11 protein-coding genes are annotated in these 12,605 nt (G+C 70.9%); 5 read left to right on the forward strand and 6 right to left on the reverse strand.

Annotation, left to right across the window (positions count from 1 at the left end; translation table 11 throughout):
* Positions 1-323 precede the first annotated feature (323 nt).
* Positions 324-3,305, forward strand: a complete 2,982-nt coding sequence (locus FKD65_RS16920) for a protein kinase (RefSeq protein WP_168221075.1) — start codon at positions 324-326, stop codon at positions 3,303-3,305.
* A gap of 72 nt (positions 3,306-3,377) precedes the next feature.
* On the opposite strand, the gene FKD65_RS16925 is transcribed toward FKD65_RS16920, so the two are convergent.
* On the reverse strand, positions 3,378-4,007 hold the full coding sequence (locus FKD65_RS16925; RefSeq protein WP_141578410.1) for a TetR/AcrR family transcriptional regulator: 630 nt from the start codon (positions 4,005-4,007) through the stop codon (positions 3,378-3,380).
* A 119-nt stretch (positions 4,008-4,126) separates the two neighbouring features.
* Here FKD65_RS16925 and FKD65_RS16930 point away from each other — a divergent pair, with 119 nt between their 5' ends.
* A complete protein-coding gene (locus FKD65_RS16930) occupies positions 4,127-5,572 on the forward strand; it encodes an amidase (protein ID WP_141578411.1) in 1,446 nt (481 codons plus the stop codon).
* 109 nt (positions 5,573-5,681) lie between these two features.
* The gene (locus FKD65_RS16935; RefSeq protein WP_141578412.1) at positions 5,682-6,212 is read left to right on the forward strand and encodes a DUF2087 domain-containing protein; all 531 of its coding nucleotides are present in this window, start codon (positions 5,682-5,684) and stop codon (positions 6,210-6,212) included.
* Positions 6,213-6,234: 22 nt separating this feature from the next.
* Here FKD65_RS16935 and FKD65_RS16940 read toward each other — a convergent pair whose 3' ends face one another.
* Entirely contained in the window at positions 6,235-6,912 is a 678-nt protein-coding gene (locus FKD65_RS16940; protein WP_240810187.1) for a TetR/AcrR family transcriptional regulator, read from the reverse strand.
* Between the two features lie 167 nt (positions 6,913-7,079).
* Between FKD65_RS16940 and FKD65_RS16945 the strand changes: the two genes are divergently transcribed.
* Positions 7,080-8,321, forward strand: coding sequence for an oxygenase MpaB family protein (locus tag FKD65_RS16945; RefSeq protein ID WP_141578413.1), 1,242 nt, complete (start codon positions 7,080-7,082; stop codon positions 8,319-8,321).
* 163 nt (positions 8,322-8,484) lie between these two features.
* Here the strand turns inward: FKD65_RS16945 and FKD65_RS16950 are convergent, their stop codons facing one another.
* Positions 8,485-9,672, reverse strand: a complete 1,188-nt coding sequence (locus tag FKD65_RS16950; RefSeq protein WP_205718688.1) for an MFS transporter — start codon at positions 9,670-9,672, stop codon at positions 8,485-8,487.
* Positions 9,673-9,757: 85 nt separating this feature from the next.
* Positions 9,758-10,234, reverse strand: coding sequence for an Rrf2 family transcriptional regulator (locus tag FKD65_RS16955; RefSeq protein ID WP_141578415.1), 477 nt, complete (start codon positions 10,232-10,234; stop codon positions 9,758-9,760).
* Positions 10,235-10,429: 195 nt separating this feature from the next.
* Between FKD65_RS16955 and FKD65_RS44280 the strand changes: the two genes are divergently transcribed.
* On the forward strand, positions 10,430-10,948 hold the full coding sequence (locus tag FKD65_RS44280) for a GNAT family N-acetyltransferase (protein WP_168221076.1): 519 nt from the start codon (positions 10,430-10,432) through the stop codon (positions 10,946-10,948).
* 90 nt (positions 10,949-11,038) lie between these two features.
* Here FKD65_RS44280 and FKD65_RS16965 read toward each other — a convergent pair whose 3' ends face one another.
* A complete protein-coding gene (locus tag FKD65_RS16965; RefSeq protein ID WP_141578416.1) occupies positions 11,039-12,235 on the reverse strand; it encodes an RNA polymerase sigma factor in 1,197 nt (398 codons plus the stop codon).
* A 13-nt stretch (positions 12,236-12,248) separates the two neighbouring features.
* Entirely contained in the window at positions 12,249-12,587 is a 339-nt protein-coding gene (locus FKD65_RS16970) for a YciI family protein (protein WP_141578417.1), read from the reverse strand.
* Positions 12,588-12,605: the final 18 nt, after the last annotated feature.

Below are 12,605 nucleotides of genomic sequence, written 5' to 3' on the forward strand. Positions count from 1 at the left end.
GCGGAGTTCCAGCCGGGAGCGCCCCGAAGAGACTGGCCCGCACTCACCTCCGTGGACGCAAATCCTTTCCGCTCGGCCTCGTCCGGCGAGTCCGACACATCCGTCTCCTCATGTGAAACGAGAAGGCAACGGCGGCCAATAAGATCATTTAAGGGCGAAGGGCGGCTGATTGGCACGGTTTCGGCGTGCGAAACGCCCAGAATGTCCAATCCCGTGGCAACTACCGTGAAACCACGGAGGGTCCGAGGAAACTCATAGGGCGGGTCGCGCGTCCTAGGAACGAGTCGCGTCACCTTGGTCGAGCGATGCTAGGGCAGCCGAAGATGCTGAACGTTCCTCTGGACGAATCATTTCGTTTCATCCATGAGCCGCTCCGCACGTTGGAGGGCGCCATCCCGCTGCTCGGCAACGGGAGCCTCGCGGACGCGCTCAAGGAGCGGGTCGTCCACTCGCGCGGAGGCACCTTCCTGGTAGCGGGTTTCCGGGGCGTGGGCAAGACGACGCTGGTCGTACGCGCCCTGGAGGAGATCGCGCAGGACCACCCCGAGGGCGAGTTGATCCTCCCGGTCGTGCTGAGCGTCGCCCGCCCGATGTCGACCGAGCAACTGCTTTTCGCGATGGTGCGGCGGATCTTCGAGACGCTGGACGATGCCGGGGTTCTTCGTCTGCTTCCGAACGACACCAAGAGATCTCTGCTGCTGGCGTACATGCGCACCTCATTGTCGTTCAAGGAGACCCGCTCGGACGCCACGGAGCGGGCGACGACAGTCGATCTCAATGTCGGTGGGCCCGGCCAGAAGCTGCTGGGTTCGGTGGGCCTTCAGCTCCCCAAATCGAGCCTGTCGAACAAGCGCACCCGGTCGCTCGCGACCGAGGCGGCGTTCCTCGCCTACTCCGAGACCGATGTGGAGCACGACATGATCCGCATAGTGCGGCTCCTGTCGGAAGAGCGACACATCCACGGCACGAGGCGCAGAACTCCTTCGTGGCTGAAAATGTTCGCACCGCGCCGCCTGCGCCGTCGCCGCTGCCCGTCGGTCCACCTGGTGGTCGTGCTCGACGAGGTCGACAAACTCACGGCCACCCAGCAGGGCATCGCCGAAGTCGAGGCCTTGCTGGCGGGAATGAAGAACGTCATCACGATGGGCGGCGCGCACTATGTTCTCGTCGCCGGCCCGGAGTTGCAGGACCACGTCCTCGTTGACGCGGGACGCGGTAACGGCCTTTACGAGAGCATCTTCGCCTGGCGACTCTATGTCCCCTGCGACTGGGCCGCGCCGACGCGCCTGCTGAAAAGCCTCGTCGTGGACTCCGGCGACCACGAGAGCCGGTCCCGGCTGGATCGGTTCGAGCTCTACCTGCGATTCAAAGCGCGGGGGGTGCCCCGCCGGCTGCTCCACGAATTCAACTCGTTCGTGATCTGGCAGGCGGGCAAGCCGCGGCTGCGAGTCGACCCCGCGGACTGGGACCGGATCGCCTTCTACGCCTGGCTCGAGGACGTCCTCGACCGGTTCTTCACCGCGACCACTCAGCACAGACTCCTGCCCGTCCCGATCGACCGGGACCGCTGGATGCTCGGCGCCTACTACGTCGTGGACTGGATCCTGCGCGGGGAGGGGCGCCGGCCGTTCACCACTGCCGACGTCAGACGGGCGATCGACGACAACGAGCTGGACCCGCTGCTGCGCATCGCCGACGACACCGTAGGGGCCCTGCTGGAGCACCTGAAAGCCGAGGACGTCCTCGACCTGGTACGCAGCGCCGGCGCCACCTCCACGATGATGGCCGACGTCTCAGAGTCGCAGTTACCCGTCTACAGGCTCGCCGAGTCGGCCAAGCACCGGCTCCTCGGCATCGCCGTGAGCAACGAGGCGGAGCGCGCGAACCTCCAGCTGCCGATGGCGCCCCGGCCGGCGGGGGCCGGGCGGCCCGAGGCCCGGTACGCGCAGCTGGACGAGCGGTATGAGCTGCGCGCCTTCATCGGCCAGGGCGGGTCGAGCACCGTCTACGAGGGGTTCGACCTGATCTTGCAGCGCCGCGTCGCCATCAAGGTCCTGCGCGAGGTGCGGGACGGCAAGGACGACGTGGCTCTGCAGCGCTTTCTGCGCGAGGCCCAGCTCACCGCCGGCCTGCGCCATCCGAACATCGTCAGCGTCTACGAAGTGGTGACGCACGGCCCGAACCTGGCCATCGTCATGGAGATGGTCGAGGGCGAACTGCTCAGCGACCTGCTGACGGACGGCTGCCGGCTCCCCCTGCTGGAGTTGATCCAGACCGCGGTGACGATGACGACGGCGCTGACCTATCTGGAGCAGAAGGGGCTGGCGCGCATCGACATCAAGCCGGCCAACATCATGATGAATCCCGAGCGCGGCCCCGTCATCATCGATCTCGGGATCGCGCGGCGCGTGCGGCCGTCCGCGGAGACCTTCATGACGAGCCCCGGCGCCGGAATGATCGGAACGCCCGCCTACATGGCCCCGGAGCAGATCAACGGAGGGGCGCCCGACATCCGCGCCGACATCTTCGCCCTGGGGCTGACGCTCTACACCTGCGTCAACGGCCGCAACCCCTACTCGGGGAGTCCCCTGCCCGAGGTGCTTCACCGGATCCTGAACGAGGATCTGGACGTCTCGGTCCTGCCCGTGTCGAAGGCACTGCGAACGGTCATCGCACGTGCGGTCGCCCGTGACCCCGACCGGCGCTTCCAGCATCCTCAGGCCATGCTGGAGGCACTGCTCGCGACCCCGGAGTGGGACGGGCGGGCCCGGACCTACGACCTGGGCGACCTCGCGGTGGCCGAGGTCGGCTCGGACGGCCCGGGTTCGTGGCCGCCGCCCTACACGATAGAGACCCCGGTCGGCGAAGCCGATTCGTCGTGGGATGACGCTCTGGAGAACTGGACCCGGAATTTCGGACGCCTTCCGGACAGCGGTACGACGTCCGGCAACGGAGACGATTCCTCCGGCGCTGCGGAACCCGAAGCAGCGGACGACGGCAGTCGCTCCATGGAGAGGAAGACGCTGACCACGCGAGCCCTGGCCACACGGCTGGGCAAGTCGCCGAGGGCCGTGCGGCGGCTCGTCACGACTGGTCGCATCCCCGCCGATCGCACTAAGGCGGGCTACCGGTTCTCATTGGAAGAAGTGCTGGCCGCACTGGACACGACACGCCACGACGAGAAGGCGCCTGAGAAGAACGGAAAAGGCACTCGGCCACGCCTGAACGCGCCATCCGAGCCTCTCCGACACGAAGAGCAGGAAGCCGTGCCGGACTCGGCGAATGCTCGGTCGGAAACAGCCTGACAGGCGCAGGCCACCGCAAGCTTCGTGCCGTGGCCCGGCAGGACGCTACCCGCGACGGCGCCTTCACGTCCGCTACGGTCCCGCGTTTTCGTTCGGGGCTTCTGGGGGCGGGGCGGGTGCCGCCCAGAGGGCGGTTAGGTGGGTGTGGAGGACGGCTTGGGCCTCTTGGGGGGGCAGGTGGCCTATCAGGACGTGGGTGGTGAGGCCGTCTGCGAGGGCCAGGAGGGCGCGGGCCTCGTTTTGCGGGTCGAGGGAGGCGCTGTCTTCCGCCGCTTCCTTGATCAGGCGGGTCAGCGCTTCCTGCAGAGTCGCGTAGTTCGCCTTCAGGGTCGTGGCGAGCGCCTCGCTGACGGCTGCCTGTGCGACGAAGGCGAGCCAGACCCTGGCCTCGGCGCGGTGCTCTTCCCGGAGGAGTGAGATCTCGGTGGCCGCGTGGCCCAGGGCCGTTCTGGGCGACTGGGCCGGGCTTCTGACCAGGCGCGCCTGCACGCGCTCGTTGATCCGGTCGCTGATGTGCCCGAGGGCGAAGACGAGCATCTCCTCCTTGGTGCGGAAGCACCGCTGGACGGCGCCCATGGACACCTGTGCGCGGGCGGCGACGTCGCGCAGGGTCGCGCCTTCGAGGCCGCGCTCGTCGACGAGGTCGCAGACGGCCTCGGCGATGAGGCGGCGCCGGCTCACGTGGTCCACCTGCCTGGGCATGCCCGCCCACCTTCCTCGTGCTCCGGAGCGCACTTTATCCGATGCGCCCGTATCGGTTCCAGGGTACGGTGAAGGATCCGATGCAAGTGCATCGGTACGTTGGCGAGGAGGGAAGGGCCATGCAGGACGCCTTGTGGAAGATGACGGCCGCCGCCCAGGCGGAGGCCGTGCGCGCGGGACAGGTCTCGGCTCTCGAGCTGGTCGACAGCCATCTCGAGCGCATCGCCGAGGTCAATCCGCGGGTGAACGCGGTCACTCAACTCCTGGCGGAGCGCGCACGCGAGGACGCGGGCCAGGTGGACCGTCGCCGGGCCGCAGGTGAGGCGCTCGGGCCGCTCGCCGGCGTGCCGTTCACCGTGAAGGAGAGCACCCCCGTGGAGGGCGTGCCGACCACGTTCGGCGCGGAGCGCTTCCGGGATCTGGTTGCGCGGGCCGACGCGCCCCCGGTGGCGCGGCTGCGCGCGGCCGGGGCCGTCCCCATCGGGCACAGCAACATCCCCACCCTGATCCTGGCGGGGATGCACACGCGCAGCGAACTGTTCGGCGACACGGTCAATCCGTGGGACGCCGGCCGGACCCCGGGCGGCTCCAGCGGGGGCGACGCGGTCGCCGTGGCCACGGGCATGGCGGCGCTCGGTCTCGGCAACGACTCCGGGGGGTCGGTGCGCGTCCCGGCGCAGTTCTGCGGCGTGGCAGGGCTGAAGCCGTCCACGGGCCGGTTTCCGGCGGACCACCGCGTCCTCAGCCCGGACGACCCGGGTCCCGCGTCCCAGATGCTGGTCACCGACGGCCCGCTGGCCCGGAGCGTGGGTGACCTGAGGCTGGCTTACGAGGTGCTGGCCGGGACCGACCCGCGAGACCCGCGCGCAGTGCCGGTGCCCGCGTACGGTGACGCGCTCCCCTGGCCGGTGAAGGTCGCGGTCGTGGCGGACCCCGGCGGGCACGGCGTCCACCCCGCGGTGCGCGGAGCCGTCGAGACCGCGGCCGCCGCGCTGCGCGACGCCGGATACGACGTGCGCGAGGTGCAGGACGTACCGCTGATGGACGAGGCTCTGGAGGCGTACGGCCGGATCACCGTCACCGAGTTCGCCCCGACCTGGCCGGTGGTGCGCAGGCTGCTCGGCGAGGGCGGGGACCGCTACATCGAGATGGCGATGCAGAGGACGCCTCCCGCGAGCGCGGACGAGTTGGTGAAGCTGATGGGCACCTGGATGACCATTCGCCGCGCGTGGGCCGAGTTCCTCGACGCCTACCCGCTGCTGCTCGGCCCGTCGTTCACCGAGCCGCCGGTCGAGCCGGGGCTGGAGTCGCGCGACCGTGCGGGCCGGGACCGGGTCGGGTCGGGGCTGCGCCTGTGCAGCGTGACCAGCTTCGTGGGGGTGCCCGCCGTGGCCGTCCCGACCGGCGTGGTCGACGGGCTCCCCGCCGGGGTGCAGGTCGTCGGGCGCGCGTTCCGCGAGGACCTGTGCCTGGACGCGGCCCAGGCGATCGAGGACCGGCTCGGAGTCCTCACACCGCTCGACCCGCGCGCGGGAGGACAGGGCGACCGGGTCCCCGCGCCGTGACGAGTGCGCACTGCGGCCCTCCCATCTTCAGCAGGGCGGCGCGGTGCGGTCATCAGTGACAAACGCAAGCCTGCCTGCATCGCACGTGCAGGAAACCGGATCGGACGGCATGAACATGAGCGATGACCATCCACCCTCCTGCCGCGACCTGGTCGGGCTCCTCGCTCAGACCGACCGGCGTGCCGCCTACGCGGCGCTCGCCCTCGGCGCGAACTCCGTGGCAGAGGTCGCCGAACTGGCCGGGCTCCGCCCCCCGACCGCCGCCGCGGCGCTGCGGAAGCTGACGGACGGCCGGATCGCCTCCTTCGACCCCGAAAAGGGCACCTACACGCTGCTCGACCACGCTTTCCGGCTCGCGGTCCAGGCCGAGGTCAGGGTCGCCGGGCGGGGTGACGGAGATGGGGCGGGCTCCTACTTTCGCCGTGGCCGGCTCACCTCCATTCCGGACAGGGCGGAGGTGCGCAGGCGGGTCCTGGCCGTCGTGAAGGAGTCGTTCGAGCCCGGCGTGGCCTACCCCGAGCCCAAGGTCAACGCGATCTGCGGCGAATGGTTCGACGACTGGGCCGCCCTGCGCCGCGCCCTCGTGGACGAGGGGCTGCTGCGCAGGAACAGGGCCGGGACCGCCTACGAGCGCGTCTGAGGGGCGGTCGCGCGGGGACGGGTCAGGGGTGGGGGGTGCCCGGGGTCAGCATGGGGACCAGGAAGCGCCAGGCCAGGGCCGACAGTTGGGCGTCGTCGTCCAGGTCGATGATGTGGCTGGGGATCGCGAGGAGGGAGCCGGAGATCCGGACCATCATCTCGGCCACGTACTCGATGTCCAGGTCCTCGGAGACGTTGCCGGCGCGCTGCTCGCGGCGGAGCTGGTCGGCGACGAAGCGGCGGACGGTGGCGAGGGTCCGGCCGTCCCCGATCAGGGAGGGCAGGAGCAGGTCGGGCTCCGTGGCGATCAGGCCGCCGATCAGCGGGTTGCGCCGGATGGCGCGCAGCGAGCTCACGAAGCCCAGCACGACCCGCTCGGCGGCGGTCCCGGCCTGCTCGATGTCGACGAGGAACTGGTCGAAGTAGCGGCGGAACTCCCGGCGCACCACCTGCTCGACCAGGGCGTCCTTGGTGGCGAAGCGGCGGTAGACCGTGATCCGCGAGACGCCCGCCCGGCGGGCCACGTCGTCCATCGTGGAGCGCTGGATGCCCATCCGGCAGAACTGCGCGTAGGCCGCGTCGAGGACGCGCGAGCGGGTCTCGTCGACGTCGTCGACCTGCTCGACCGCCTCGACGTACACGCTGTCCAGCAATGACTCCGAGTCCGCGGACGTCATGAGGAACGACAACACAGGTTCCACGATCCCCTCCCGAGACCAATGATTCTGCCCGAACCGTTCATGTTCGTCACGATGGGTCTTGTGACCGGCGCCACAGTGTGCTCTCATGATGTCGACGCTGATACACAGATGCTCCTTGCGTTTCATTGTATCAGCAGCCGCTCTCGGCCCCCCGAGGAGGGACAGGCATGGAACAACCCAGCAGACGCAACGTGCTGATGACGGGCGGGGTGCTCGGCGCGCTCGGCGCGCTGAGCGTCGCGACGCCCGCGCAGGCCAGGCCGCTGTGGACGTGGTCGCCCGAAGGCTCGGTCGTGGGAGCCGGCAAGGGCGCCGACCCGCGCTGGGTCTGGGACGCCGAGGCCGACCCGCTCGTCGCCTCGCTGATCGACGACGGGGCCGTCCCCAAGGTCAACCTGCTGCTGAAGACCTGGACCAAGAACGGCCAGCCGCTCCCGCCCGGGCTCCCGAACGACCTCCGGCAGTTCATCGAGAAGGCCCGCCAGCTGCCGTCCTGGACCGACCAGACGAAGCTCGCCACCGCGTTCAGGTTCAACCAGAAGCGGGGCACCTACCTGGGCGTATCCTACGGCTTCGCCAGCGGGATGATGAGCACGGTCATCCCCCACGAGGCGCGCGCGGTCTACTACTCCAAGGGCGGTGCGGACATGAAGGACCGCATCACCAAGACCGCCAAGCTCGGCTACGACATCGGCACCCGGAACGCCTTCCAGCCCGACGGCGAGATGATCGTCACCTGCGTCAAGACGCGGCTGGCCCACGCGGGCGTGCGCCACCTGCTGCCCCAGTCCCCGTACTGGAACCAGGTCGCCGACGAGGAGATCCCGATCAGCCAGGCGGACATGATGGTCACCTGGCACAGCCTGCCCACGACCGTGATGAAGCAGCTCACGAAGTGGAAGGTGCCGATCCCCGCCGACGAGTCCGCGGCGTTCCTGCACTCCTGGCAGATGACCGCCCACATGCTCGGCATCCTGGACGAGTACATCCCGAACTCGTGGGACGAGGCCAACGCCCAGGCCGCGCAGGTCCTCGACCCGATCCTCGCCCCGACCCCCGAGGGCATCAAGCTGGCCGACATCCTGCTCCACCTCGGCGTGACGATCGACGGCGGCATCCTCACCACCCACATCCTCGGCGCGCTCACCCGCTACATGCTCGGCGACCAGATCGCCGACTCGCTGAAGATCGCGCGGGAACCGGTGTGGGACCCGGCCTTCCGGGCGTTCTGGCCGACCTTCGTCGCCATCAAGGAGGGCCTGCTCAAGATCACGGACGCTCCCCCCGGCCTGCTGGAGATCTACTGGGCCTTCGACGAGATCATCCGTCTGGGGACCCTGCTCTTCCTGTCCGGAGGAAGCCTCCCGATCAGCATCCAGATCCCCACCGCCAACAACCCGAACTACTGATCAGGGCCGCCGGGGCGCACTGACCGCGTGGACGCGCCCGATGATCGAGCGAGGGCCTCCGGGGCCGGTGCGGATCGAGACGAGATCCGCACCCCGGGAGGCCCTCACACCCGAAGCCGGACGCCGCCGTCCCACCGGCGCGGACGGGACACGCCGCGATCTCTCAGGCGTGGCGGCGGGTGAGCCGCAGGTAGAGCAGGCACAGCAGCGCCAGCCCGGCGCCCGCGCCGAGCGCCGAGGACGCGTCGACGGGCAGCAGCAGGCCGCCGAGGGCCGTCCCGAGGGCGATCCCGGCGTACAGCGCGGCGGCGTTCAGACCGATGACCACGGCGGTCTCCTGGGGAGCCGCGTTGATCAGCCTGACCTGCTGCGCGGGAGTCTGGAACCAGGTGGTGGCGCCCCAGGCCGCCATCAGCAACGCCGTCAACGGGAGCCAGTGCACGCCCGCGCCAGCCGCCCACGCGAACGTCGCCAGGGTCACGGTGAGGCAGGCGAAGCCGACAGTCTGGACGCCGATGGGGCCGTGCCGGTCGACCTTCGCGCCCGCGACCAGGTTCCCCAGCACCGCCCCGCTCCCGTACAGGAACAGCAGCCAGGCCTCCTGGCCGGGGCCGGCGCCCACCGCGCGCAGGATGGGCACCGCGAAGGCGTAGAGGCCGTATCCGGCGGCGATCCCGCCCACGGTCAGCGGCAGGATCGCGACGACGCCCGGGGTGCGCAGTGCGCCCAGCCGCCGCCGCAGCGCGATGCGCGGCGCCCCGGGAAGGGCGGGCATGACCGCGAGGACGGCGGCGGCCGCCACCGCGCAGAGGGCCGCGACCAGGCCGAGCACCGCGCGCCAGTCCAGGGCCTTGTCCGCGAGATTGCCCAGGGGGACGCTGAGCGCGGTCGCCATCGTCAGCCCGCCGATCACGACGGACAGCGCGCGGGCCCGCCGCTCGGGGGCGACCAGGGCCGATGCGACCGCGCCGGCGTTCGGGGTGAACGCGGCCGCGCCGGCCGCGGCCAGCACGCGGGTGGCGATCAGCACGCCGAAGCCGGGGGCGAGCGCCGAGCCCAGGTTGGCCGCGGCGAGGACGGCCAGCGCGCCGACCAGCAGCGCGCGGCGGGGCACCGGTGCGAGCACGGTGGCCAGGACGGGGGACAGCACCGCGTAGGTGATCGCGAACACCGTGGCCGACTGCCCGGCGGCCGCCTCCGAGACCTGGAGCGTCCGCGCCATCGCGGGGAGGAATCCGGCCACCACGTAGGCGTCGGTGCCGACGGCGAACGTGCCGAGCGCCAGGATCGCCGTCGGGCCCCGTCCGCGCGGCGAGCCGTCCTCCCGGCCTTGGCCCGCGCTCTCCGACACTGCCGGCTTCGAGCGATGTATCGGGATGTTCGGCATCCCTTTTCCTCCTACGGTGAGACGATGCCGGAAACGGCCGGGACGAGGGTCAGGCGGTGGTGCGGGGGTAGCTGCGGCGGGCGCGTTCGGCGCCCGCGGGGCTGCGCGCCATCAGGTCGGCGATGGTGTGGGCGGCGAGCTCCCGCCGCCAGGCCAGTTCCGCGCCGCGCATCACGCTGACGATGCCGCACGGGCGATCGAACTCGCCGCCGGCCTCCTGGCCGTTCACCCCGCGCTGCCGGATCTCGGTGCAGCGGAAGGGTTCGAGGCCGTCCTCCATGGCGGCCACGACCTCCATCACCGTGATCCGCTCGGGGGGCCGGGCCAGCGACCAACCGCCCGCGGCGCCCGGCGCGGACGCCAGGATCCCCGCTCTGGCGAGTCTCTGGAGACGCTTCTTCAGGTACTCCTGAGGCAGGTCGAACAGTGCCGCCAGCCGGCGGATCGACACCGGGGTCCGGTCGTGCAGCCAGCCCAGCGTCACGCAGCAGTGCAGGCCCCACTCCACGCCCTCGCCCATCCGCATAACCGGGACTCTATACGTCCCGATTGCTGCCGCGTCAAGCGGGGCCGCGTCCCGGCCCGTCCCGAGCCGGGATGCGGCCGAGGGGCGAGCAGGCCGTCGGCCACTCCGAAACCGGTCACTCGCTTGCGCATTAGAGGCACATTTTTGACATTCATTCAAAAAGCGCGGGTATCGAAATCTGGCAGACTGGGCGGCGTGAACGCTACTGATCCGTTGATCCGGTTGGCGCGTCCAGGGGACGCGTCTGCATTGGTGGAGTTGCAGCACATTCTGGATAACGAGACGGAGTTCATGCTCCTCGAACCCGGCGAGCGGGAGCCGGACCTTGAGCCCTTGAAGCTGCGCCTTGCCGCCTGCACCGAGGGACGCGACCTGTCGTACCTGGTCGTGGCGCTGGACGGCCCCGCCGCGCTGGGCTACGTGGACGTGTCGGTGCTCCCCTACGCCAGGGCCCGGCGCACCGGGCACGTGGTCTCCGGGGTGCGCTCGGGCCAGCGCGGGCAAGGCCTGGGCGGAGCCCTGATAAGGATGGCGGTCGAGGAGGCTCAGGCGCGCGGGATGCGACGACTTGAACTCACTGTGATGGAGCAGAATCGCCGCGCCCTCGCGCTTTACCTGAATTGCGGTTTCCAGGTGGAAGGGCTCCGGCGGGCCGCGCTGGACGTCCAGGGACACCGGGTCAACGAGTACTACATGGGCCTGCTGCTGGACTGAGGTCCGGGAGGGGGACCGCCGCCGGGAGGACCTGTGAGACCGCCAGGCGGGTCTCCGGTCCCACGGCGGATCAGTGGCGGGGCCGGGACGTCACGTCCAGCTGAGGCGTTCGGCCAGGAGGGCCCGCTGGGCCGGGTTGCCCGCCAGGGCGAGGGCGCGGCGGTCGGCCTCGCGGGCCTCGACCCGGCGGCCCAGGTCGCGCAGCAGTTCGGCGCGGACGGCGTGGTACAGGTGGTGGCCGCCGAGGGCCTCGGCGAGCGGCGCGAGCACGTCGAGGGCCACGGCCGGGCCCTGGACGTAGCGGACGGCGACGGCGCGGTGCAGCCGGACGATCGGCGTGTCCACCACGCGCAGGAGCATGTCGTACAGGACGAGGATCTGCGCCCAGTCGGTGTCGTCCCAGGTGGGGGCCTCGGCATGGCAGGCGACGATGGCGGCCTGGAGCTGGTACCGGCCGGGCCTCCTCATCGCGGCGGCGCGGGCGATGAGGCGGGAAGCCTCGGCGACGGCCTCGCGGTCCCAGGCGCCGCGGTCCTGGTCGCGGAGCGGGACGAGGTGCCCGCCGCCGTCGAAGCGGGCGGCGCCGCGGGCCTGGTGGAGCCGGATGAGGGCGAGCAGGCCGAGGGCCTCGGGCTCGCGCGGCATGAGCCAGGCGAGGCTCTCGGCCAGCCACTCGGCGTCCCCCGCGAGGTCGCGGGCCTGCGGGCGGTCGCCGCCGCTGGTCAAATAGCCCTCGTTGAACAGCAAGTACACGACGGCGAGGACCTGGTCGACCCGCGCGCCGAGCTCGGCGTCGGGTGGGATCCGGTACGGGATCCGCGCGTCGGTGATCTTGCGTTTGGCCCGGGTGATACGCCGCGCGACGGTCGTCTCCGGGACGAGGAACGCGGCGGCGATCTGCCCGGTGGTCAGCCCGCACACGGTGCGCAGGGTGAGTGCGACCTGCGCCGCCACGGGCAGCGCGGGGTGGCAGCAGGTGAAGATCAGCCTGAGCCGGTCGTCGGGGTCGCCGGGGACCGGCCACTGGAGCCTGGCGAGCTTGTCGCGGTAGTTGGCCTGCCGGCGCAGCAGGTCGATGCCGCGGCGCCGCGCGGTGGTGAGCAGCCAGGCGTCCGGATGGTCGGGGACGCCCTCCTCGGGCCAGCGCTTCAGGGCGGTCTCGACGGCGTCCTGCATCACGTCCTCGGCGGCGGCGAAGTCGCCGAGCGTCCGGACGAGGCATGCCGTCAGCCGGCCCGCGTGCTCGCGCACCACGCGGGCCAGCTCGGCATGCGCCTCGCCGGTCAACCGGGACCGTCCCTCAGGTGAGCGGGCGGATCTCGACGACCGGGCAGGCGGGCCAGGTGCGGGCGATGGCGAGGACCTCGTCGAGGTCGGCGGCCTCGACCTCGGCGTAGCCGCTCACGACCTCCTTGCCCTCGACGAAGGGGCCGTCGGTGAGCAGCGGGTCCGGTCCGTCCAGGCGCAGGGTGGTGGCCGCGTGCGCGGGCTCCAGATGCGCGTGATGGGTGATCTGGGCGGAATGCCGGGCGAACCAGTCGGCAACCCGCTCGTACGCCTCCTGCCGGTCGCCCTCGCTCATGGCGGCCAGTTCCTCGGCGTACCCCTCGGTCTCGACGAACATGAGAACGTACTTCACCTGTGTCTTCCCCTTCGC

Origin of the sequence: Actinomadura sp. WMMA1423, from assembly GCF_006547145.1 — a bacterium.
Classification (GTDB): Bacteria; Actinomycetota; Actinomycetes; order Streptosporangiales; family Streptosporangiaceae; genus Spirillospora.

Bases quoted from the DNA above. Each gene is read 5' to 3' on its own strand.
- FKD65_RS16930 (WP_141578411.1), top strand. From the start codon at position 4,127: ATGCAGGACGCCTTGTGGAAGATGACGGCCGCCGCCCAGGCGGAGGCC.
- FKD65_RS16945 (WP_141578413.1), top strand. From the start codon at position 7,080: ATGGAACAACCCAGCAGACGCAACGTGCTGATGACGGGCGGGGTGCTC.
- FKD65_RS16920 (WP_168221075.1), top strand. From the start codon at position 324: ATGCTGAACGTTCCTCTGGACGAATCATTTCGTTTCATCCATGAGCCG.
- FKD65_RS16955 (WP_141578415.1), bottom strand. From the start codon at position 10,234: ATGCGGATGGGCGAGGGCGTGGAGTGGGGCCTGCACTGCTGCGTGACG.
- FKD65_RS16925 (WP_141578410.1), bottom strand. From the start codon at position 4,007: ATGCCCAGGCAGGTGGACCACGTGAGCCGGCGCCGCCTCATCGCCGAG.
- FKD65_RS16935 (WP_141578412.1), top strand. From the start codon at position 5,682: ATGAACATGAGCGATGACCATCCACCCTCCTGCCGCGACCTGGTCGGG.